The following is a 19050-nucleotide window of genomic DNA, read 5'->3' as shown; positions in this document are numbered from 1 at the left end:
ACGGCCGTGACCGGCTCCCGTCCACTCGGCGCGGTGACACGGGGTACGACAGGACACAACCGGTTGCGGCGCAGCGATCGGTGGCTCGTGCACTCGGCCCGGGTGCGCACCGCACTGCAGAGCGCCGCCGACCCGCTCGTCGTCGATCTGGGTTACGGCGCCCTGCCGGTGACCACCTTGGAGCTCGCGATGCGGCTGCGGCAGGTGCGCTCCGATGTGCGCGTGCTGGGCCTGGAGATCGACCCGCACCGGGTCGACGTGGCTCGGGCCGCGGCCGGACCAGGGGTCGACTTCGCACTCGGGGGCTTCGAACTGGCGGGGCACCGGCCGGTGCTCGTGCGCGCGTTCAACGTGTTGCGGCAGTATCCGCTCGACGCGGTCCCGGACGCGTGGGCGGCGATGCGGGACGGGTTGGCACCGGGCGGGCTGATCGTCGACGGCACCTGCGACGAACTGGGCCGCCGCTGCTGCTGGGTTCTGCTCGACGCACGCGCCGCGGTGAGCCTGACGCTGGCCTGCGACCCGTTCGCGATCGAGCGCCCCTCCGACCTGGCCGAGCGGCTGCCCAAAGTCCTGATCCACCACAACGTGCCCGGCCAGCCCATCCACGCGCTGCTCACCGCCGCCGACCGGGCCTGGGCCAGCAGCGCTGCCCACGGGGTCTTCGGGCCCAGGGTGCGGTGGCGAGCGATGATGGAAATGCTTGCCGCGCAGGGACTTCCGGTGACCACGCCGCGGCGGCCGCTGCGCGACGGGGTGCTGACGGTGCCGTGGTCGGCGGTTGCGCCCGTCAGAGAAAGTGCCCGTCTCCGGTGGACAGGTTCTCTCGCGCGTGCTGACAATGGCTCCCAGGAGTCGGTGACCCCGCTCCCCGGACGAGGTGCGTCGTACCCGGTCAGCGACAAGACGGCGCAGGAGGAGCACTCATGTCCGACATGCCCGCCCCCGATCCGAGTCTGCCCAACGCCGAAGGCGCCTGGGCACAGCAGGCCGAGGCCCGACTGGGTGACCGGCGGCTGCGCGAGGAGATCGACCGGGGACTCAGCTTCGGCCTGGAGGCCGCCCCGACGATCAACGACCGGAGCATCTCCACGTTCGTGCGCGGCGAGAAGCCACACTTCGCGGGCGAGCGCGGCACCTTCCTCAAGTGCCCGTTCATCGAAGACGTGAACGAGGTCGACGACGCCGAGGTCGCCATCTTCGGCGTCCCGCTCGACGCCGGCGCCACCTACCGCCCCGGCACCCGCTTCGGCCCGCAGGGCATCCGCCGCTCGACCAACCTGTTCGGCACCTACAACTACGAGACCGGCGTCGATCTGCGGGAACAGCTCAACATCGTCGACATCGGCGACGTCTTCACGATTCCGGGCAACCTGGAGAAGTCGTTCGACCAGATCAGCCAGGCGATGGCCCACGTCGCGAGCAAGGGCGTGATGCCGATCGTGCTCGGCGGCGACCACTCCATCGGCTTCCCGACCATCCGCGGTCTTGCGCCCTACATGGACGGCAACATCGGGATCATCCACTTCGACCGTCACGTCGACACCCAGGAGACCGACCTCGACGAGCGGATGCACACCACCCCGTGGTTCCACGCCACCAACATCAAGAACGCCCCCGCGACCAACCTGGTGCAGATCGGGATCGGCGGGTGGCAGAGCCCACGCGAGGGTGTGCAGGTGGGCCGTCAACGCAAGTCGACCGTGATGACCGTCGGCGACGTGGAGCGGGTGGGCATCGAGAAGATCGCGGAGATGGCGCTCGAGATCGCGTGGAAGGGCGCCAAAGCGGTCTACCTGTCGTTCGACATCGACGTGATCGACGCCGGTTTCGTGCCGGGGACCGGCTGGCCGGAGCCAGGCGGCCTGCTGCCCCGCGAGGCGCTCAACCTGGTCAAGATGATCTCCGAACCTGGCTTGGCGGGCATCGAGGTGGTCGAGTGCTCACCGCCGTATGACTGGGCCGAGCAGACCGCGCTGCTCAGCTCCCGCGTGATCCTGGACAGCCTGGCCGCCCAGATCAACTCCGGGAAACTCGGCAAGAAGGCCGCCAAGGCGAACCGCCCCGCCTGGGGGCCGTAGCCGCACGGCTGCTCAGGTTGTGCTCACGTCGGTAGGGCAGAATCTGCGGGATGACCGATCCCTGGGCCCGTCCGCAACCGCAGCCCGGCCCACCGTCGTCACCCCCGCAGAAAGGTTCGGCGTTGCCGGCGAAGCTCACGAAGTTCTTCAGCGATCCGCTGTCCATCGTCCTGACCGCGGTCATCGTCGTCGCGCTGGTGCTGGCCTGCCTGCTCGGCGGCGAGCTGTATGCGCGCAACCGTGCCGACACCGTGGTCGCCTCCACCGTGGAGTGCGTGGTGCAGGACAAGGCCACGGCGTCGTTCGGGGTCCTGCCGCCGTTTCTGATGCAGCACATGTCCGGGCACTACACGAACATCCACATCGAGACCGCGGGCAACCAGGTGCGCGATGCCAAGGGCATGAAGCTCAACCTCGACATCGATGACGTGCGCCTCCAGGACAGCGCGAACTCGAGCGGAACGATTGGCTCGCTGGTGGCCACCATCGACTGGTCGTCCGACGGCATCAAGCAGACGATCCAGGGCGCCATCCCGCTGATCGGCAGCTTCGTCTCCGGTGTGACCACCAACGCCGGCGAGGGCACGATCGAGCTCGAAGGCCCGCTGGGCAGCATCACCGCCAAGCCGCAGGTGGTCGACGGCAGCATCTCGCTGGCCGTGCAGAAGGTGACCGGGCTGGGCTTCACGTTGCCCCGCGAATCGGTGCAGCCGGCGCTCGACGCGTTCACCTCGACGCTGACCCAGAACTACCCGCTGAACATCAAGGCCGACTCGGTGTCGGTTACCGACAGCGGTGTGCAGAGCCGACTGTCGACGCAGAACGCGACGATGCCCAAGCAGACCGACGATCCCTGCTTCGGGAAGTTCTGAGCCGGGCCGTTCTCACCCCAGGCCGTCGAGAACCGCACGCGTCCCGGACAACCCGAGCCGCGTCGCACCGGCGTTCAGCATCGCCGCAGCATCGGTGGCCGACCGGATGCCGCCGCTCGCCTTGACGCCGAGCCGGCCACCGACGGCGGCGGCCATCACCTCGACGGCCCGCACGGAGGCGCCGCCCGAGGGGTGAAACCCGGTGGAGGTCTTGACGAAGTCGGCCCCGGCGTCCTCCGCCACCTGACACACATCGGTGAGCAGCGGCCACCCGCCGAACTCCACCAGCGCCGACGATTCGACGATCACCTTCAGCACCGCGCCCGGCGCCGCCTCCCGTACCGCGGCGATATCGGCCCGCACCACGTCGAGCTCGCCGCCGATCGCGGCGCCGACGTCGATCACCATGTCGATCTCGGCTGCGCCGCTCTCGACCGCGACCGCGGCCTCATGCGCCTTGATGACTGAAAGGTGTTTGCCTGACGGGAAACCCACCACCGCAGCCACCGCCTGACCGGCGGCCAGCGTGACCGCCGTCGGCACGAACGGCGGCGAGACGCACACCGCGTACACGCCGAGTTCGACGGCCTCGGCGAGCAGCGCGACGATGTCGGCTTCTGTCGCTTCGGGTTTGAGCAGCGTGTGGTCGACGACGGCCGCGACGTCAGCGCGCGTGTAGCCCATCAGAACGGTTCCTCGGTGCCGCCGGGATTACACCGGGCGGCGATCATCTCGTCCGGGCTGACCTCCGGTCGCCACGGCTCCAGATTCCAGCTCACCTTGCCGGGCTCGGCGATCTCGGCGAACCGCCAGTGGCAGATGAACTGCTCCTTCATTCCCGCGATCGCGGCGTCCGGCGACAGCGCGAGCACCTCATTCCATGCTTCGTCACCCTGCGCCGCGGTGCCGGGCCGGCCTGACGTGTCGCGTCCGGCCGGTGTCGGATACACCCGCAGGCTCGACAGGTCACCCCATTTGGCCCAGGTGACGTGGTCGACGTAAGGCGGCGGCTGCAGCACGGGCGCCGCTGAAGCATGCGGCGCACCTGGAGCGAATGCCAGGGCCGAGACGGCGAGGCAGCCCGCGGTCAGGACGACGCGTCGCACTAGCGCGACTTCCCTTGCACCTCGAGGATTTTGGGTCGGACGTCGACCAGATACACGCCGGCGGCGACAGCGGCGATCGCGACACCGGTGATGCCGAGTACCAGAGCGAGAAGACCGGCGACACCCAGGATCACGAGCCAGACCGGCTTGGTCAGCTTGTCGGCCGCCGGGTAGGCGTCGGTGCGCTGGATCGCCGCGTGGACGAACGCATAGGCCGTCGTCGCCAACACGGCGATCTGCAACGCGAAGAGGACGTAACCCACAAGGCCTTGGAGCTCCACGCTCGACAGCCTAGGCGGGTTACGTCCCCTTTTCGACTTCCCTGTCGGGAGTCGGGCGTACTTCTGGGCTTACTTCTGGGTGACCTTCTTGGCCGGAGCCTTCTTGGCCGGGGCCTTCTTGGCGGGAGCCTTGGCCGGGGCCTTCTTGGCCGTCGCCTTGGCCGGGGCCTTCTTCGCGGCTTCCTTCACCGGCTCGGCGGCCGATTCGGCGCGCTTGGGCAGCTCGACGCCGACCAGCTTGGCGGCACGCTCGCCGACCGCGCGGGTCTGCGTAGCGACGTTGCCCAGCGCTTCCTGGGTCAGCTCCACAGCCTGGTCGGTGTACTCCTCGACCCGGCTGGCGGCGCTCTCGAGGGCCGGCTGGCTGCGCAGGCGCTCCAGGGCGGCCTCGCCGCGCTCGATCAGCTTGTTGTAGGCGGACTGCGCGTTGTCGGCGTAGCTCTCGGCGAACTTGCGCAGTTCGTCGGAGTTCAGCTTCTCGCGGATGTCACCGAGCTGCGCCGGCAGGTCTTCCTGCAGCTTGGTGATGCGGGCACGGCTCTCTTCGACGCGGGTCTCGGCATCGGAGCGGGCGTCGCCGGCGCGCTCGCGCAGCGTCGCGACGATCTCGTTGACGCGCTCGAGCGCGAGGTCCGCAGCGCCGACCGCGGCGAGCAGCGGGGCCTTCAGGTCGTCGACGTCGAGCTGGTTCTTCTCAGCCATGATGGTTCCTTTCAGTGAGTGACAGAGGTCTGAGGTGATTCGTGAGGTGATTCAGTGATCTGCAGGCGGCTCTGCTCGTCTTCGGATGGGGCGTGCTCCGCCTGGGCGGCAGCCTCGAGCAGTGCCGCCTCGTTCTGCTGACAGAACGAGGTGTAGATGTCGAGCAGCACCTGCTTCTGCCGCTCGTTGATCGCCGTGTCGGTGATGATGGCGTCGCGCACCTGGTTCGTCTCACTGGGCTCGAGGATCCCGGCCCGGATGTAGAGCACCTCCGCCGACACCCTCAGCGCTTTGGCGATCTGGTTCAGAACGTCCGCCGAGGGTTTGCGCAATCCCCGCTCGATCTGGCTGAGGTAGGGATTGCTGACACCGGCCTTCTCGGCGAGCTGGCGCACCGAGACGTGCGCGGCCTCCCGCTGAGATCGGATGAAGCTGCCGATGTCCGAAGCGGCGTTGGTGACGACCGCGGCGAGGTTCTCGTCCTGTGCCATGGCTCGCCTCCTTCGCTGCCGTGGGTATCCGAAATGACCGACGATTCCACGGTACGACGGAGTGCTAACTTTTGCAAGCACTCAGTTAGCGCAGGTCAGAACAGTAGCTGCGCGATCGTGTAGATGACGAGGCCGGCCAGCGAGCCCACGACGGTGCCGTTGATCCGGATGAACTGCAGGTCACGACCGACGTGCAATTCGATGCGTCGGCTGGCCTCGTCGGCGTCCCAGCGCTCGATCGTGTCCGTGATGATCGTCGTGATCTCCGCCCCGTACTGGCTCACGAGGTGCTGGGCCCCGCGCACGATCCAGTTGTCGGCCTTCACCCGCAGGTCCGTGTTGTCCCGCAAGGACTCCCCGATCCGGACGACGGTGTCGGCGATGCGGGCACGCAGCGTCGAGGAGGGGTCTTCGACCGACTCCAGAATGATGCGCTTGGCCGTCGTCCAGGCGGTCTCGGCCGCCCGCGCCACCTCGTCACGGGCCATGATCTGCTCTTTGACGTTCTCGGCCTTCTGGATGGTCGCCTCGTCCTTCTGCAGGTCGTCGGCGAACTCGAACAGGAACTTCGTCGCCGACCTGCGCAGCTCGTGATCGGGGTTGCGGCGCACCTTGTCGGTGAAGTCCATCAGCTCGCGATGGATGCGGTCCCCGACCACGTGATCCACCCAGCGCGGCGACCACGTCGGCGAATCGCGTTCGATGACGCGCTCGATGACCTCGCCGGCCCCCAGCGACCACTGGAACGCCCGGTCGGCGAGCAGCTGCAGCAGCGCCTCCTGCCGTCCCTCCTCCAGCAGCGACGACAGCACCCGGCCGATCGGCGGCCCCCACTGCGGCTCGGCGATGCGCTTGACGATCATCCGGTCCAGCACCTGCTGCACATCCTCGTCGCGCAGCATCTCCACCAGCACCCGAAGCGCCGTCGACGCTTCGGCGGCGACCCGCTCGGCATTCACCGGCTCCGCCAGCCACTTGCCGGTCCGGCTGGCCACATCCGCGTCGCGCAGCTTGGTCTCGACATTCTCCGGGGACAGGAAGTTCTCTCGGACGAACGTCGACAGACCCTCGCCGAGCTGGTCTTTCTTGCGTTTGATGATCGCGGTGTGCGGAATCGGCAGGCCCAGCGGGTGCTTGAAGAGCGCCGTGACGGCGAACCAGTCGGCCAGCGCGCCGACCATGCCGGCCTCTGCGGCCGCCCGGACGTAGCCCACCCACGGCGCCGCACCGTGGGACTGCGCCCACGTGCACACCAGGAAGACCACTGAAGCGCCGATCAGGAAACTGAGGGCGACGGCTTTCATACGCCGCAGCGCGCGCCGCCGTTCTTCGTCCGCCGGCGAATCCACTCCGGCGAGTTTCTCGGCGAAGCTCGCACGGGGGCGCTGCCCGGCGTCGGGGACATTCACTCGATGAGCCACGCCTTCATCTTCCCTGCGCGGGCAACTGCGAACCGTCGACCACCGTATTATCGACGAGGACGAGGGAACGGATCACCGCGAACGTGGCACAACAACTCCCGCCGGCAGCGGCCAAGACCGATGGACGCAAACGGCGCTGGCATCGGCACAAGGTCGAGCGCCGCAACGAACTGGTCGACGGCACACTGGAGGCCATTCGCCGCCTCGGCAGCAACGTCAGCATGGACGAGATCGCCGCGGACATCGGGGTGTCCAAGACGGTGTTGTACCGCTACTTCGTCGACAAGAACGACCTGACCACCGCGGTGATGATGCGCTTCGCGCAGACCACACTGATCCCCAACATGGCCGCCGCGCTGTCCTCGAACCTGGACGGGTACGCCCTGACCCGCGAGGTCATCCGCGTCTATGTCGCAACCGTCGCGGCCGAGCCGGAGCCCTACCGCTTCGTCATGGCCAACAACTCGGCGAGCAAGAGCAAGGCCGTCGCGAACTCCGAGGCGATCATCGCCCGCATGCTCGCGGTGATGCTGCGCCGACGGATGGTGTCGGTCGGCATGGACACCGGCGGCGTCGAGCCGTGGGCGTATCACATCGTCGGCGGGGTGCAGCTGGCCACGCACTCCTGGATGTCGCATCCGCGGATGAGCGCCGACGAGCTGATCGACTACCTGACGATGCTGTCCTGGAGCGCGCTGTGCGGCATCGTCGAGGTCGGGGGGTCGTTGGAGAGATTCCGCTCTGACGATCATCCTTCCCCGGAACTACCGACCCGCCTGCTTGACTAGACCGGTGAGCGAGCCCCTGGATTTCCCGTCGCTGTGGTCGCACGAACCGCACTCCCTGCTGATGTTCGGACCCGGTGACCGGGTCGCCGACATCGACGCCAGCGCGACGCCCGGGTTCAGCGGCACCAAATCCGATGCGCCGACTCTGCAGGAAGAGCGCAACGTCCGGTTCGCCGAGCTGCAGGAGATGCTGTACGCCAACAGCCGCTCGGGTGACACCAGGTCGGTGCTGCTGGTGCTGCAGGGCATGGACACCGCAGGCAAGGGCGGGATCGTCAAACATGTTGTGGGCGGCTGCAATCCGCAAGGCGTGCAGTACCGCAGCTTCGGTAAGCCGACCGCCGAGGAGCTGTCGCACCACTACCTGTGGCGCATCCGCAACGCGCTGCCGACGGCCGGCCACATCGGCGTATTCGACCGCTCCCACTACGAGGACGTGCTGATCGTGCGGGTGCACAACCTGGTGCCGCCGGAGGTGTGGGAGCCCCGCTACGACGAGATCAACGCATTCGAGCGGGAACTCGTCGACAGCGGGACAGCCTTGGTGAAGGTCGCGATGTTCGTCTCGCTCACCGAGCAGAAGAAGCGGCTGGCCGAACGCCTGGAGCGGCCGGACAAATACTGGAAGTACAACCCCGCCGACATCGACGAGCGATTGAAGTGGCCGGCCTACGAGGAGGCCTACCAGGCGATGTTGGAGCGGACGTCGACCGACTACGCGCCCTGGCACGTGGTTCCGTGCAACAAGAAGTGGTACAGCCGGCTGGCGATCACCGAGTTGATGATCGAGGCGCTCAAGCGGCTGAACATGTCGTGGCCGCCGCCGGACTTCGATGTGGCGGCGGAGAAGAAGCGGCTGGCGAAGGCGTAGCTTCTGTGGGCCGAGTGCACGGTTTCTGATGGATTTTCGCCGAAATCCGTCATAGAGCGTGCGTTGGACGTCAGCGGCGAGGCCAACCTCGGCTACGCAGCGCCCGCTCGGCCCGGTGCCAGACGTCCTGAGGCGCGTGCCGCAGGTGCCGCGCGCTCACCCGGATGATGATCCAGCCCTGCTCCGCGAGGAAGTCGAGTCGGTAGATGTCTTCTGCGTGCGCCGCGGCATCCGTCCAGTGCTGCTGACCGTCGTACTCGACTCCTACCCGGCATGCCGGCCAGCCCATGTCGATTCGCCGCACCACGCAGCCGGACGCGGGTCTCCTGGGGTGATTCGGCGCCCCCGTCGACCAGTGTCATGACCTGCCGGAGGCGGCGAATCCCGCGCTCGCCGGGATGACGAGCAGCCAACTCGCTCACCTGTGACACGGGAGCGCGGGTCGCGTTCAGAAGTGCGTCGATGCGAATCACGGCCTCATCGCCGGGGATTCGACGACCGATGTCGGAGATCGTGCGCGCCACGGTCGTGCACTCGATGCTCTGCACCAGACAGACTTCGTCGTCGAGGAGGGTGTCACGGTGGATCGCGATGCCCGGTGGGCTTCCGCATCGCACGCGGGTGAGCTCGGCCGGGCCCTCCGCGGGTAGCCATCGCGAGCCGTGCATCGCGGCGGCTGACAATCCCGCCAGGGTGGCACGGCGCCCTGACCACAGCCACGCTCCATAGGCACGGTCGCGTGCCGTCAGTGCCAGACCGACAGGTGCGTAGACGTTGTGGTGCAGTTTGACGTACCGGCGCCGCAGATCCTGCCGCGTCACGCGGCCTGCGACGAGAGCTTCCGAGCCCACGATGATGTATGACGAAAAACGCAAAAGACTTCGTCATAAAGCGTGCACTCGGCGCCCAGGTCAGTAGGTGTAGAAGCCCTGGCCCGTCTTCTTGCCCAGCTGGCCCGCCTCCACCATCCGCTGCAGCAGCGGCGGCGGCGCGTAGTGGGCGTCCTTGTACTCGTCGTACATCGAGTCCGCGATCAGCTTCATCGTGTCGAGCCCGATCAGGTCCGAGAGCCGCAGCGGCCCCATCGGGTGTGAGAGCCCCGCGACGACCGCTGTGTCGATGTCCTCGACGCTGGCCACCCCGGCCTCGGCCATCCGGATCGCCGACAGTAGGTACGGCACCAGCAACGCGTTGACGATGAAGCCCGAGCGGTCGCCGCAGCGAACCACCTTCTTGCCCAGCGTCTCCCCCGCGAACTTCTCCACCCGCGCGATCGCCTCGTCGGAGGTCACCAGTGTGTTGATCACCTCCACCAGCGGCAGCACCGGCACCGGGTTGAAGAAGTGCAGCCCCAGCACGCGGCTCGGATTCTTGGTCGCCGCAGCGATTTTCATGATCGGGATGCTCGAGGTGTTCGACGCGAGGACGGCGTCGGGGTCGGTGACGATCTCGTCGAGCTGGGCGAAGACCTTGGCCTTGACGGCCTCGTTCTCGACGATCGCCTCGATCACCAGCTGGCGGTCGGCCAGGTCGGCGAGGTCGCTGGTGTAGACGAGCCGCGCCTGGGTGATCTCGAAGTCGTCGGCGGCCAGCTTGCCCTTGGCCTTGGCGCGTTCCAGCGACGCGGTGATGCGGGTGCGGCCCGCCTCGACGAGCTCCTGGCTGGGTTCATAGACGAGGACGTGGGCGCCGGCTTTCGCGCACACCTCGGCGATACCGCCGCCCATCTGTCCGGCGCCGACGACGCCGACTCGTTCGATGCTCACACGATCTCCTTCACAGCGATCAGGCCCCGGCCGCATGACACGGACGGGGCCTGACGCTATCAACAGTGACTCTTAGTGGAACTGGCCCTCTTCGGTCGAGCCCGCGAGCGCGGTCGTCGACGAGGTCGGGTCCACGGTGGTGGCGATCCGGTCGAAGTAGCCGGCGCCGACCTCGCGCTGGTGCTTGGTCGCGGTGTAGCCACGCTCTTCGGCGGCGAACTCGCGCTCCTGCAGCTCGACGTAGGCGCTCATCTGGTTGCGGGCGTAGCCGTAGGCCAGATCGAACATCGAGTAGTTGAGGGCGTGGAAGCCGGCGAGGGTGATGAACTGGAACTTGAAGCCCATCGCGCCCAGCTCGCGCTGGAACTTGGCGATCGTGTCGTCGTCGAGGTGCTGCTTCCAGTTGAACGACGGCGAGCAGTTGTAGGCCAGCATCTGGTCCGGGAACTCGCTCTTGACGCCCTCGGCGAACTTCTTGGCCAGCTCGAGGTCCGGGGTGCCGGTCTCCATCCAGATCAGATCGGAGTACGGCGCGTAGGCCTTGGCGCGGGCGATGCAGGGCTCGAGGCCGTTCTTGACCCGGTAGAAGCCCTCGGCGGTGCGGTCACCGGTGATGAACGGCTGATCGCGCTCGTCGACGTCGGAGGTGATCAGCGTGGCGGCCTCGGCATCGGTACGGGCGATGACGACGGTCGGCACGTCGGCGACGTCGGCCGCGAGGCGGGCCGAGGTCAGGGTGCGGATGTGCTGCTGGGTCGGGATCAGCACCTTGCCACCGAGGTGGCCGCACTTCTTCTCCGAGGCCAGCTGGTCCTCCCAGTGCGAGCCCGCCACACCGGCGGCGATCATCGCCTTCTGCAGCTCGTAGACGTTCAGCGCGCCACCGAAGCCGGCCTCACCGTCGGCGACGATCGGAGCCAGCCAGTTCTCGACCGAGGTGTCGCCCTCGACCTTGGCGATCTCGTCGGCGCGCAGCAGGGCGTTGTTGATGCGACGGATGACCTGCGGCACCGAGTTGGCCGGGTACAGGCTCTGGTCCGGGTAGGTGTGGCCGGAGAGGTTGGCGTCACCGGCGACCTGCCACCCCGACAGGTAGATGGCCTTGAGGCCGGCACGCACCTGCTGCACGGCCATGTTGCCGGTCAGCGCGCCCAGCGAGTTGACGAAGTCCATCTCGTGCAGCTGCTCCCACAGCACCTCGGCGCCGCGGCGGGCCAGCGTCGCCTCTTCGACGACGGTGCCCTGGAGGGCGACGACGTCCTTGGGGGTGTAGGTGCGGGTGATGCCCTTCCAGCGGGGGTTGTGGTCCCAGTCGTGCTGGATCTGTTCGGGGGACTTCGGCGTGCCCACGGTCGACTTGGTCATGAGAGGACCAGCTCCTTCAAACTGTTGTTAACGTTCCAGCGTCTTCACCGGACTGCTGAGACGAGGATGCATCACGGCATAACCGCAGGTCCACCCGTTTCGCTTGTAAACTTTCGCCAACGCGCCAGCCGAACTTGTGAAGATTGCGAAGACAGGACCCGGCTGAACCGGTTCAGAAGTTACCGGCCGGTAAACGATCGTCGCAGGTCAGTACGCCCGTACTGTTTGGTGGAGCGATTCAGAGCGGGAAGATCGCCGCGACCGCTTTGACCTCGTCGCCGACCGCATATGTGAGCGTTGTAACACTCCGGTCACTGAGCTCGGCGCCGAACTTCTCGGTCGATCCGGCGGGATGGGTGTGCTGCAGGATCTCCAGCTTGTCGCCGAGGGCGACCGGCAGGTCGTGCTCGATGGTCACCCGCAGAGGCACCCGCATCAGCTCGGGATGGGAGTTCAGGTAGTCCTCGACCACCGACCAGTACACCGAGTTGTTCATGTGATCGAAGATGTCGATGTCGCTGACCCGGACCGGGAAGTCGCGGATGCGCTCGGCGTCCTCACGGGACCCCGCGGTCAGATAGGCCTTCCACCGCAGCCGGCCCTCACTGGTGGTGCGGCGCAGACCCTCGATGAAGTCGTCGGCGATCCGCGCCGGCCCCTGGGTCTCCCGGTTGATGTTGATCCAGAACGCCTCGGATTCGACCAGCCCGCCCTTGCGCCCCTCGATGCGCACCCGCATCTCGCACCATCGGTTCGAGGTGCCCGAACACCAGCGCCGCAGCCGCAGGATGTCCTTGAACACGATCGGCTCGATCATGTCGATCATCGTGCGGCGCACGATCCACAGCGGGTGGGTGTCCTCGTAGCCCATCTCGCGCAGCTGATCGGTCCCGATGTCCTGGATGTGCCTCGTCGCCGCGTCGAACTTCAACCGGCCCTCACGATCGACGTCGGCCACCCGCAGCGGCCACTCGATGTCGAACACGTCCGGATGCCCGTCGGGCACGGGCATCAACGTCTTGGCCAAGCTCACGAAAGCTGATGATGCCACACAGGCTCAGCGTGCAAATTCTGCGAATATCGGCTTAGCAGGCGGCTACGCTGGTTCGACGTGGCCAAGACATACGTCGGAGCGCGGGTGCGGCAGCTCCGCAGCGAGCGCGGATTCAGTCAGGCAGCGCTGGCCCAGATGCTCGACATCTCCCCCAGCTACCTGAACCAGATCGAGCACGACGTTCGGCCGCTGACGGTCGCGGTGCTGCTGCGGATCACCGAGGTGTTCGGCGTCGACGCCACCTTCTTCGCCTCCCAGGACGACACCCGTCTGATCGCCGAGCTGCGTGAAGTCCTGATGGACCGCGACCTCGACGTCGACGTGGGCGCGTCCGAGGTCGCCGAGATGGTCGGCGCGCACCCCGAGCTCGCCCGCGCGATGGTGAACCTGCACCGCCGGTTCCAACTGACCACGACCCAGCTGGCCGCCGCCACCGAGGGACGATTCAACGTCGGCGGCGCCAACCCGGGCGCCAGCGGGACGGGGTCGATCTCCATGCCGCACGAAGAGGTGCGCGACTACTTCTATCAGCGGCAGAACTATCTCCACGAGCTCGACACCGCCGCCGAGGAGCTGACGGCCGGGATGCGGGTGCAGCGCGGTGAGCTGGCCGGCGACCTGTCCGACCGGCTGCGGTTCGTGCACGGCGTGCGCATCATCCGTCGCCAGGATCTCGGCGAGGGCGTACTGCACCGCTTCGATCCCGCGACCAAGACATTGGAGATCACCGCGCACCTGTCGGTGGGGCAGCGGGTGTTCCGGATGGCCGCCGAACTCGCCTACCTCGAGTACGGCGACCTGATCGACAAGCTGACCGACGACGGCCACTTCACCAGCGACGAATCCCGCGCACTGGCCCGACTCGGACTGGCCAACTACTTCGCTGCCGCGACGGTGCTCCCCTACGCGCAATTCCACGAGGTCGCCGAGAACTTCCGGTACGACATCGAGCGGCTCTCCGCCTACTACTCGACCAGCTACGAGACGATCTGCCATCGGCTCTCGACGCTGCAACGGCCGTCGATGCGCGGCGTCCCGTTCTCCTTCGTCCGCGTCGACCGCGCAGGCAACATGTCGAAACGCCAGTCCGCCACGGGTTTTCACTTCTCGTCCAGCGGTGGCACCTGCCCGCTGTGGAACGTCTACGAAACGTTCGCCTACCCCGGGAAGATCAGCGTGCAGATCGCCGAGATGCCCGACGGCCGGGCCTACATGTGGGTGGCGCGCACGGTGGAGCGCCGCGCCTCGCGCTATGGTCAGCCAGGTAAGACGTTCGCGATCGGCCTGGGCTGCGAACTACGGCACGCACACCGGCTGGTCTACTCGGAAGGCCTCGACCTCAGTGGTGACCCCAAGGTGTCCGCGACGCCCATCGGCGCGGGCTGCCGTGTCTGCGAACGGGACAACTGTCCGCAGCGAGCGTTCCCCGCTCTGGGCCGCGCGCTCGACATCGACGAACACCGCTCGACGGTGTCCCCCTATCTGGTGAGGCAGCAATGAGTGCTGGACACATCGCCCCCGGCGGCTTCAAAGAGCTCGGGCCGCTCAACTGGGTGATCGCCAAGGTGGGCGCCCGCGTCATCCGGGCGCCCCGGTTCACGCTGTTCAACGTGCTGGGGCAGCACCGCATCCTGTTCCTGTTGTGGCTGCCCTACAGCGCAGCCCTGCTCGGGGCGCTGAGCAAACTCCCGGGACGTGACGCGGAGCTGGTCATCCTGCGCGTCGGTCATCTCCGGGACTGCGAATACGAACTGCAGCAGCACCGCAGGCTGGCCCGTACCCGGGGGGTCGACCAGCAGACGCAGGCCAAGATCTTCGAGGGGCCGGACGCCGACGGGTTGACCGACCGTCAGCGCATCCTCATCACCGCCACCGACGAGTTCGTGATCACCCGCAGTGTCTCGCGGCAGACCTGGGCGCAGCTGGCGACGCATCTGACCAAACCCCAGCTGATCGAGTTCTGCATGCTCGCCGCGCAATACGACGGCTTGGCGGCGACGATCACGACGTTGCAGGTGCCGCTGGACTTTCCGAATTGACGGCTGATCCCGCGACGGTCGTCCTGCTCGACGGCCGGGCACAGCCACCCACCGAGCTCATCGGTGCGAAGGCGGCGTCGCTGGACACGATGCGCCGGCTCGGTCTGCCCGTCCCGCCGGCGTTCTGCGTGCCGGCACCCGTCTGCACGGCGCGCGGGCCGTTGGCCGACGCCGTCACTGCCGGATTGGCGTGGCTTCGGCAGCAGTCCGGACCGGTCAGGGTCAGCGTGCGCAGCAGTCCCACTGTGTCCATGCCCGGGATGCTCGACACGGTTCTCGACGTGGATCCCGAAGACGTCCTGCCTGCCGTGGAGGCGGTGCTCGGGTCATGGGACGCACCGCGCTCCGTCGCCTACCGTCGCCACCGACAGCTCGGCGACGCCGCGGCAACGGCGGTCATCGTGCAGGCGATGGTGTCGGGCCTGCGCGACGACGCGTCCGGCGCGGGTGTCGCGTTCAGCCGCAATCCACTCACCGGAGCCGACGAGCTGTTCGGGGAATGGCGTCGCGGAAGCCGAGGTGACGCGGTCGTGTCCGGCACCGCCGAGAGCGCCCCACTGCACGTGCTGGCCGGTGAGCTGCCGACCGTCCACTCCGCGCTGGCCGCGGCGGCACGGCGGCTGGAACACCACTACGCAGACATGCAGGACATAGAGTTCACGGTCGAGTCCGGGCAGCTGTGGTTGCTGCAGACGCGCACCGCGACCCGCTCCCCGCGCGCCGCGCTGCGCGTGGCGCTGTCGCTGCACGCGGCCGGTGTGCTCGACGAGACCGAGCTGCTGAACCGGGTCACGCCTGCCGACGTCAACGCGGTGCGGACAAGCGCCCGGCGACCGGTGGAACGTTCCGCACCACGCCTGGCCACCGGACTGCCCGCGGCGCCGGGGGTGGCCACCGGCCGGGCGGTCAGCGACCTCGACGACGCCGTCGACGCGGCCGACCGCGAACCCATCGTCCTGGTCCGCACCACGACCAGCCCAGCTGACATCGCCGGGATGCTGGCATGCTCCGCGGTGATCACCGAGGTCGGCGGTCCTGCCAGTCACGCCGCGGTGATCTGTCGTGACATCGGCCGGCCCGCTGTCGTCGGCTGCGGCCCCGGCACGGCCACGGCGCTCGAGGGCCTGCAGGTCACCGTGGACGGGTCTACCGGCGAGGTCTTCGCCGGCACGCTCGACGTCGAATCGTGGCTCGACGCCGACGTCGACGCCGACGTGCGGGCGTATCAGGACATCGCGGCCGGGGCGGATCGTCGCGCCGCCGGGGCCGGGCAGCTCCCGGACACCGAGCTGGAGACCCTGCAGCGCCTTCGGATGACCGGCGGCGTGGCGCGCGACGAGCTCGATCCGTCCCGTCATGATGCGCTGGCCGCGGCCGGACTGGTGTCGGGGACGACGACCGTCCGCCTGACTCCGCAGGGCCGTGCCCGGCTGGGGGACCTGCTCACCGCCGAGCGGGCCGGCGCCGACACTGCGGTGCTGGCCGACGTCTACCGCGGCTTCTGCGCCGTCAACGCCGACTTCAAGGCGGTCGTCACTGACTGGCAGCTGCGCGACGGGCGACCCAACGATCACACCGACACCGGGTACGACGCCGCAGCGATCGCCCGGCTCGATCGGATCCACGGCCGGGTCGTCCCGGTCGTCGACCGCGTGACGGCACAACTCCCCCGTCTAGCGTCCTATCGCGTCCAACTCGAGGACGCCCTGCGGCACATCCACGGCGGCGATCGGCAGTGGTTCACCCATCCGCTGATCGACTCCTATCACTCGGTGTGGTTCGCGCTGCACGAGGAGCTGCTCGTCGCAGCCGGCCTGACCCGCACCGACGAAGCACGCGCCGGGCGCGCTGACTGAGCAAGACGTGACACAGCCGACATATTCGCCGGTTCCGTGACGAAGGACATGATCAGCGCGCAGGCTTGATAGCGACCTCGACGCAAAGGACTGCCCTCTGCAACGCATTGCCCTGCTGGCCCTTGCGGCCCCGAAGCGGATCATCGCCGTCGCGGTCCTGGTCGTCTGCTGCGCCGCGGTGATCGGCCTACCTGTCTTCAAGTCGCTGTCGGCTGCGGGCTTCCGCGATCCGGCCGCACAGTCTTCGCGCGCGGCCGACCTGTTGTCGCAGGAATTCGGGCAGGGTGACCTGCAGCTCGTCCTCACCGTGCGCTCCGAGCAGGGTGCGAGCAGCGCGGACGCACGCCGGGTGGGCATGGAGATCGTCGACACGCTCGACGGTGCGGCCGACGTCGCGGCGGTGACATCGCCGTGGACCGCGCCGCCGCCGGCTGCCCGCGGGCTGATCAGCACCGATGGCAAGACCGGCCTCGTCGTGGCCGGCATCGACGGCGGAGGCACCGACGCCCAGCGGCGGGCAGACGAGCTCGCCCATGGTCTGGTCGGCACGCGGGAAGGGGTCACCGTGTCGGCCGGCGGGCCTGCGATGACGTACGTGCAGATCAACCACCAGTCCAAGCACGACCTGCTGCTGGTCGAGGGCATCGTCATACCGCTGAGCTTTCTGGTGCTGGTCTGGGTGTTCGGTGGTCTGCTCGCCGCGGCGGTGCCGCTGACGGTCGGGATCATGGCGATCGTCGGCTGCCTGGCGTTGCTGCGGGTGATCACCCTGGCGACCGAGGTGTCGACGTTCGCGCTGAATCTGACCGCGGCGATGGGGATGGCGCTGGCGATCGACTACACGCTGCTCATCGTCAGCCGCTACCGCGATGAACGGCGCGCCGGATCGGGTGTCGACGACGCGCTCGTCGTCACCATGGCGACCGCGGGTCGCACCGTGCTGTTCTCGGCCGTCACCGTCGGCTGTTCGATGCTGGCGCTCGCGCTGTTCCCCATGTACTTCCTGAGGTCGTTCGCCTATGCCGGCATCGGGGTGGTGACTCTCACCGCGCTGGCGGCGCTGCTCGTCACGCCGGCGGTGATCGTGCTGCTCGGCGACCGCATCGACGCGTTGGACATCCGGCGGGGAGCACGCCGAATCCTGCTGCGGCCGCCGCCGCAGCCCCAGCCCGTCGAGCGCAACTTCTGGTATCGCGCGGGGCGCTTCGGCACCCGCCGGGCCGTCCCGGTCGCGATCGCCGCGGTCACGCTGCTCTTGGTGCTCGGCGCGCCGTTCCTCAGCATCAAGTGGGGCTTCCCGGACGACCGCATCCTTCCCGAGACTGCCTCGGCCCGGCAGATCGGCGATCAGCTGCGCAACGATTTCGCCGAGGACACCACGCAAGCGGTCACCATCGTCGTGCCCGACACCGCGGCAGTGCCCCCCGCGGAGATGGCCCGCTACGCCGCCGAGCTGTCACGGGTGTTCCGGGTGACGTCGGTGTCCTCGCCGGTCGGCGCCTTCGCCCAGGGCTTGAACGTTCTCGGGCCGTCGGGACCGGCCGGGGTGGCCGGCGACCGCGCCTTCCTGACCGTCAACAGCTCTGCCCCGCTGTTCTCCGCGGACTCCGAGCTCCAGTTGGCGCAGCTGTCGGCGGTGGCGGGCCCGGGCGGCCGCGAGACTCTGTTGACCGGCACCGCGCAGGTCAACCACGACAACGCCGCGGCCATCATGTCGCGGCTGCCTCTGGTGCTGACGGTGATGGCCGCCATCACGTTCGTCCTGCTGTTCCTGCTCACCGGCAGCGTGGTGATCCCGATCAAAGCCCTTGTGCTGAACGCACTGTCACTGACAGCGACGTTCGGTGCTCTGGTCTGGATCTTCCAGGACGGCCACCTCGGCGCGCTGGGGACGACGTCGACGGGCACTCTGGTGGCCAATGTGCCCGTGCTGCTGTTCTGCATCGCGTTCGGTCTGTCGATGGACTACGAGGTGTTCCTGATCTCCCGCATCCGGGAGCAGCGGCTCGCCTATGCCACTGCGGGCAATGACGAAGCGGTGGCGCTGGGGTTGGCCAAGACCGGTCGCGTCGTGACCGCCGCCGCCCTCTTGATGTCCATTTCCTTTGCCGCACTGATCGCTTCGGACGTCTCGATCATGCGCATGTTCGGTCTCGGGCTGACGCTGGCGGTGGTCGTCGATGCCACGCTGGTGCGCATGCTGCTGCTGCCGGCGTTCATGCACATCCTCGGCGATGTGAACTGGTGGGCACCGCGGTGGATGGTGCGGCTGCACAGCCGCTTCGGTCTCAGCGAGACCAAGGTCGTCAAGACCGCAGGTCGACATCGGATGCCGGCCAACATGATCGGTCCCTAGC

At 67.9% G+C, this 19050-nt stretch carries 17 protein-coding genes, 3 pseudogenes and 1 riboswitch; of the genes and pseudogenes, 10 read left to right on the top strand and 10 right to left on the bottom strand.

All coding sequences use genetic code 11. The annotated features are described in order from the left end of the window. Positions 1 to 6: 6 nt before the first annotated feature. The 3 genes and pseudogenes from ACZ50N_RS03460 to ACZ50N_RS03450 form a co-directional block, all read left to right on the top strand. Positions 7 to 792, top strand: a pseudogene (locus ACZ50N_RS03460) (class I SAM-dependent methyltransferase); the annotation flags it as partial. A gap of 57 nt (positions 793 to 849) precedes the next feature. Next, positions 850 to 916: riboswitch (guanidine-III (ykkC-III) riboswitch) on the top strand. 10 nt (positions 917 to 926) lie between these two features. Next, positions 927 to 2081, top strand: coding sequence for an agmatinase family protein (locus ACZ50N_RS03455; protein ID WP_046365119.1), 1155 nt, complete (start codon positions 927 to 929; stop codon positions 2079 to 2081). Between the two features lie 50 nt (positions 2082 to 2131). Then, positions 2132 to 2953, top strand: a complete 822-nt coding sequence (locus tag ACZ50N_RS03450; RefSeq protein ID WP_464474641.1) for an LmeA family phospholipid-binding protein — start codon at positions 2132 to 2134, stop codon at positions 2951 to 2953. Positions 2954 to 2965: 12 nt separating this feature from the next. Here ACZ50N_RS03450 and deoC read toward each other — a convergent pair whose 3' ends face one another. From deoC to ACZ50N_RS03420, 6 genes are all read right to left on the bottom strand, one after another. Continuing rightward, a complete protein-coding gene (deoC, locus tag ACZ50N_RS03445) occupies positions 2966 to 3637 on the bottom strand; it encodes a deoxyribose-phosphate aldolase (protein ID WP_048423385.1) in 672 nt (223 codons plus the stop codon). Then, the gene (locus ACZ50N_RS03440) at positions 3637 to 4014 is read right to left on the bottom strand and encodes a DUF2599 domain-containing protein (RefSeq protein WP_110798012.1); all 378 of its coding nucleotides are present in this window, start codon (positions 4012 to 4014) and stop codon (positions 3637 to 3639) included. The genes deoC and ACZ50N_RS03440 overlap by 1 nt, the downstream gene beginning before the upstream one ends. A gap of 44 nt (positions 4015 to 4058) precedes the next feature. Next, positions 4059 to 4340: a DUF2516 family protein gene (locus tag ACZ50N_RS03435; protein WP_046365116.1), complete on the bottom strand. Its 282-nt coding sequence runs from the start codon at positions 4338 to 4340 to the stop codon at positions 4059 to 4061. Between the two features lie 69 nt (positions 4341 to 4409). Continuing rightward, on the bottom strand, positions 4410 to 5042 hold the full coding sequence (locus ACZ50N_RS03430; RefSeq protein WP_046365115.1) for a hypothetical protein: 633 nt from the start codon (positions 5040 to 5042) through the stop codon (positions 4410 to 4412). A gap of 11 nt (positions 5043 to 5053) precedes the next feature. Continuing rightward, a complete protein-coding gene (locus tag ACZ50N_RS03425; RefSeq protein ID WP_046365114.1) occupies positions 5054 to 5533 on the bottom strand; it encodes a helix-turn-helix domain-containing protein in 480 nt (159 codons plus the stop codon). A 95-nt stretch (positions 5534 to 5628) separates the two neighbouring features. Continuing rightward, positions 5629 to 6954 carry a DUF445 domain-containing protein gene (locus ACZ50N_RS03420; RefSeq protein WP_048423387.1) on the bottom strand — a complete coding sequence of 442 codons (1326 nt, stop codon included), beginning with the start codon at positions 6952 to 6954 and terminating at the stop codon, positions 5629 to 5631. Between the two features lie 83 nt (positions 6955 to 7037). On the opposite strand from ACZ50N_RS03420, the gene ACZ50N_RS03415 reads away from it, so the two are divergent. Together ACZ50N_RS03415 and ACZ50N_RS03410 are read left to right on the top strand one after the other, a co-directional pair. Next, on the top strand, positions 7038 to 7742 hold the full coding sequence (locus ACZ50N_RS03415; protein WP_048423388.1) for a TetR/AcrR family transcriptional regulator: 705 nt from the start codon (positions 7038 to 7040) through the stop codon (positions 7740 to 7742). Positions 7743 to 7803: 61 nt separating this feature from the next. Next, positions 7804 to 8613 (top strand): polyphosphate kinase 2 family protein, encoded by an 810-nt coding sequence (locus ACZ50N_RS03410; protein WP_464475583.1) that lies wholly within the window; start codon positions 7804 to 7806, stop codon positions 8611 to 8613. A 70-nt stretch (positions 8614 to 8683) separates the two neighbouring features. Here ACZ50N_RS03410 and ACZ50N_RS03405 read toward each other — a convergent pair. From ACZ50N_RS03405 to ACZ50N_RS03390, 4 genes and pseudogenes are all read right to left on the bottom strand, one after another. Then, positions 8684 to 9470: pseudogene (locus tag ACZ50N_RS03405) on the bottom strand (hypothetical protein). A 54-nt stretch (positions 9471 to 9524) separates the two neighbouring features. Next, positions 9525 to 10415, bottom strand: a complete 891-nt coding sequence (locus ACZ50N_RS03400; RefSeq protein WP_464474640.1) for a 3-hydroxybutyryl-CoA dehydrogenase — start codon at positions 10413 to 10415, stop codon at positions 9525 to 9527. Positions 10416 to 10451: 36 nt separating this feature from the next. Continuing rightward, positions 10452 to 11744, bottom strand: a complete 1293-nt coding sequence (aceA, locus tag ACZ50N_RS03395) for an isocitrate lyase (RefSeq protein ID WP_046365109.1) — start codon at positions 11742 to 11744, stop codon at positions 10452 to 10454. A gap of 238 nt (positions 11745 to 11982) precedes the next feature. Continuing rightward, positions 11983 to 12756, bottom strand: a complete 774-nt coding sequence (locus ACZ50N_RS03390; RefSeq protein ID WP_073685012.1) for an acyl-ACP thioesterase domain-containing protein — start codon at positions 12754 to 12756, stop codon at positions 11983 to 11985. A gap of 99 nt (positions 12757 to 12855) precedes the next feature. Between ACZ50N_RS03390 and ramB the strand changes: the two genes are divergently transcribed. The 5 genes and pseudogenes from ramB to ACZ50N_RS03365 all read left to right on the top strand — a co-directional run bounded on the left by ramB (position 12856) and on the right by ACZ50N_RS03365 (position 19049). Next, positions 12856 to 14298 carry an acetate metabolism transcriptional regulator RamB gene (gene ramB / locus ACZ50N_RS03385; protein ID WP_046365108.1) on the top strand — a complete coding sequence of 481 codons (1443 nt, stop codon included), beginning with the start codon at positions 12856 to 12858 and terminating at the stop codon, positions 14296 to 14298. Beyond that, entirely contained in the window at positions 14295 to 14837 is a 543-nt protein-coding gene (locus tag ACZ50N_RS03380; RefSeq protein WP_111510005.1) for a carboxymuconolactone decarboxylase family protein, read from the top strand. The genes ramB and ACZ50N_RS03380 overlap by 4 nt, the downstream gene beginning before the upstream one ends. Then, a pseudogene (locus ACZ50N_RS03375) lies at positions 14834 to 16075 on the top strand (PEP/pyruvate-binding domain-containing protein); the annotation flags it as partial. The gene ACZ50N_RS03380 and the pseudogene ACZ50N_RS03375, both read left to right, overlap by 4 nt. A 75-nt stretch (positions 16076 to 16150) precedes the next feature. Further along, the gene (locus ACZ50N_RS03370) at positions 16151 to 16693 is read left to right on the top strand and encodes a MarR family transcriptional regulator (RefSeq protein WP_464475582.1); all 543 of its coding nucleotides are present in this window, start codon (positions 16151 to 16153) and stop codon (positions 16691 to 16693) included. Between the two features lie 97 nt (positions 16694 to 16790). Further along, positions 16791 to 19049: an MMPL family transporter gene (locus tag ACZ50N_RS03365; protein WP_464475581.1), complete on the top strand. Its 2259-nt coding sequence runs from the start codon at positions 16791 to 16793 to the stop codon at positions 19047 to 19049. Position 19050: the final 1 nt, after the last annotated feature.

This window comes from Mycolicibacterium obuense, assembly GCF_055397605.1.
This window is presented reverse-complemented; position numbering and strand designations above follow the sequence as displayed.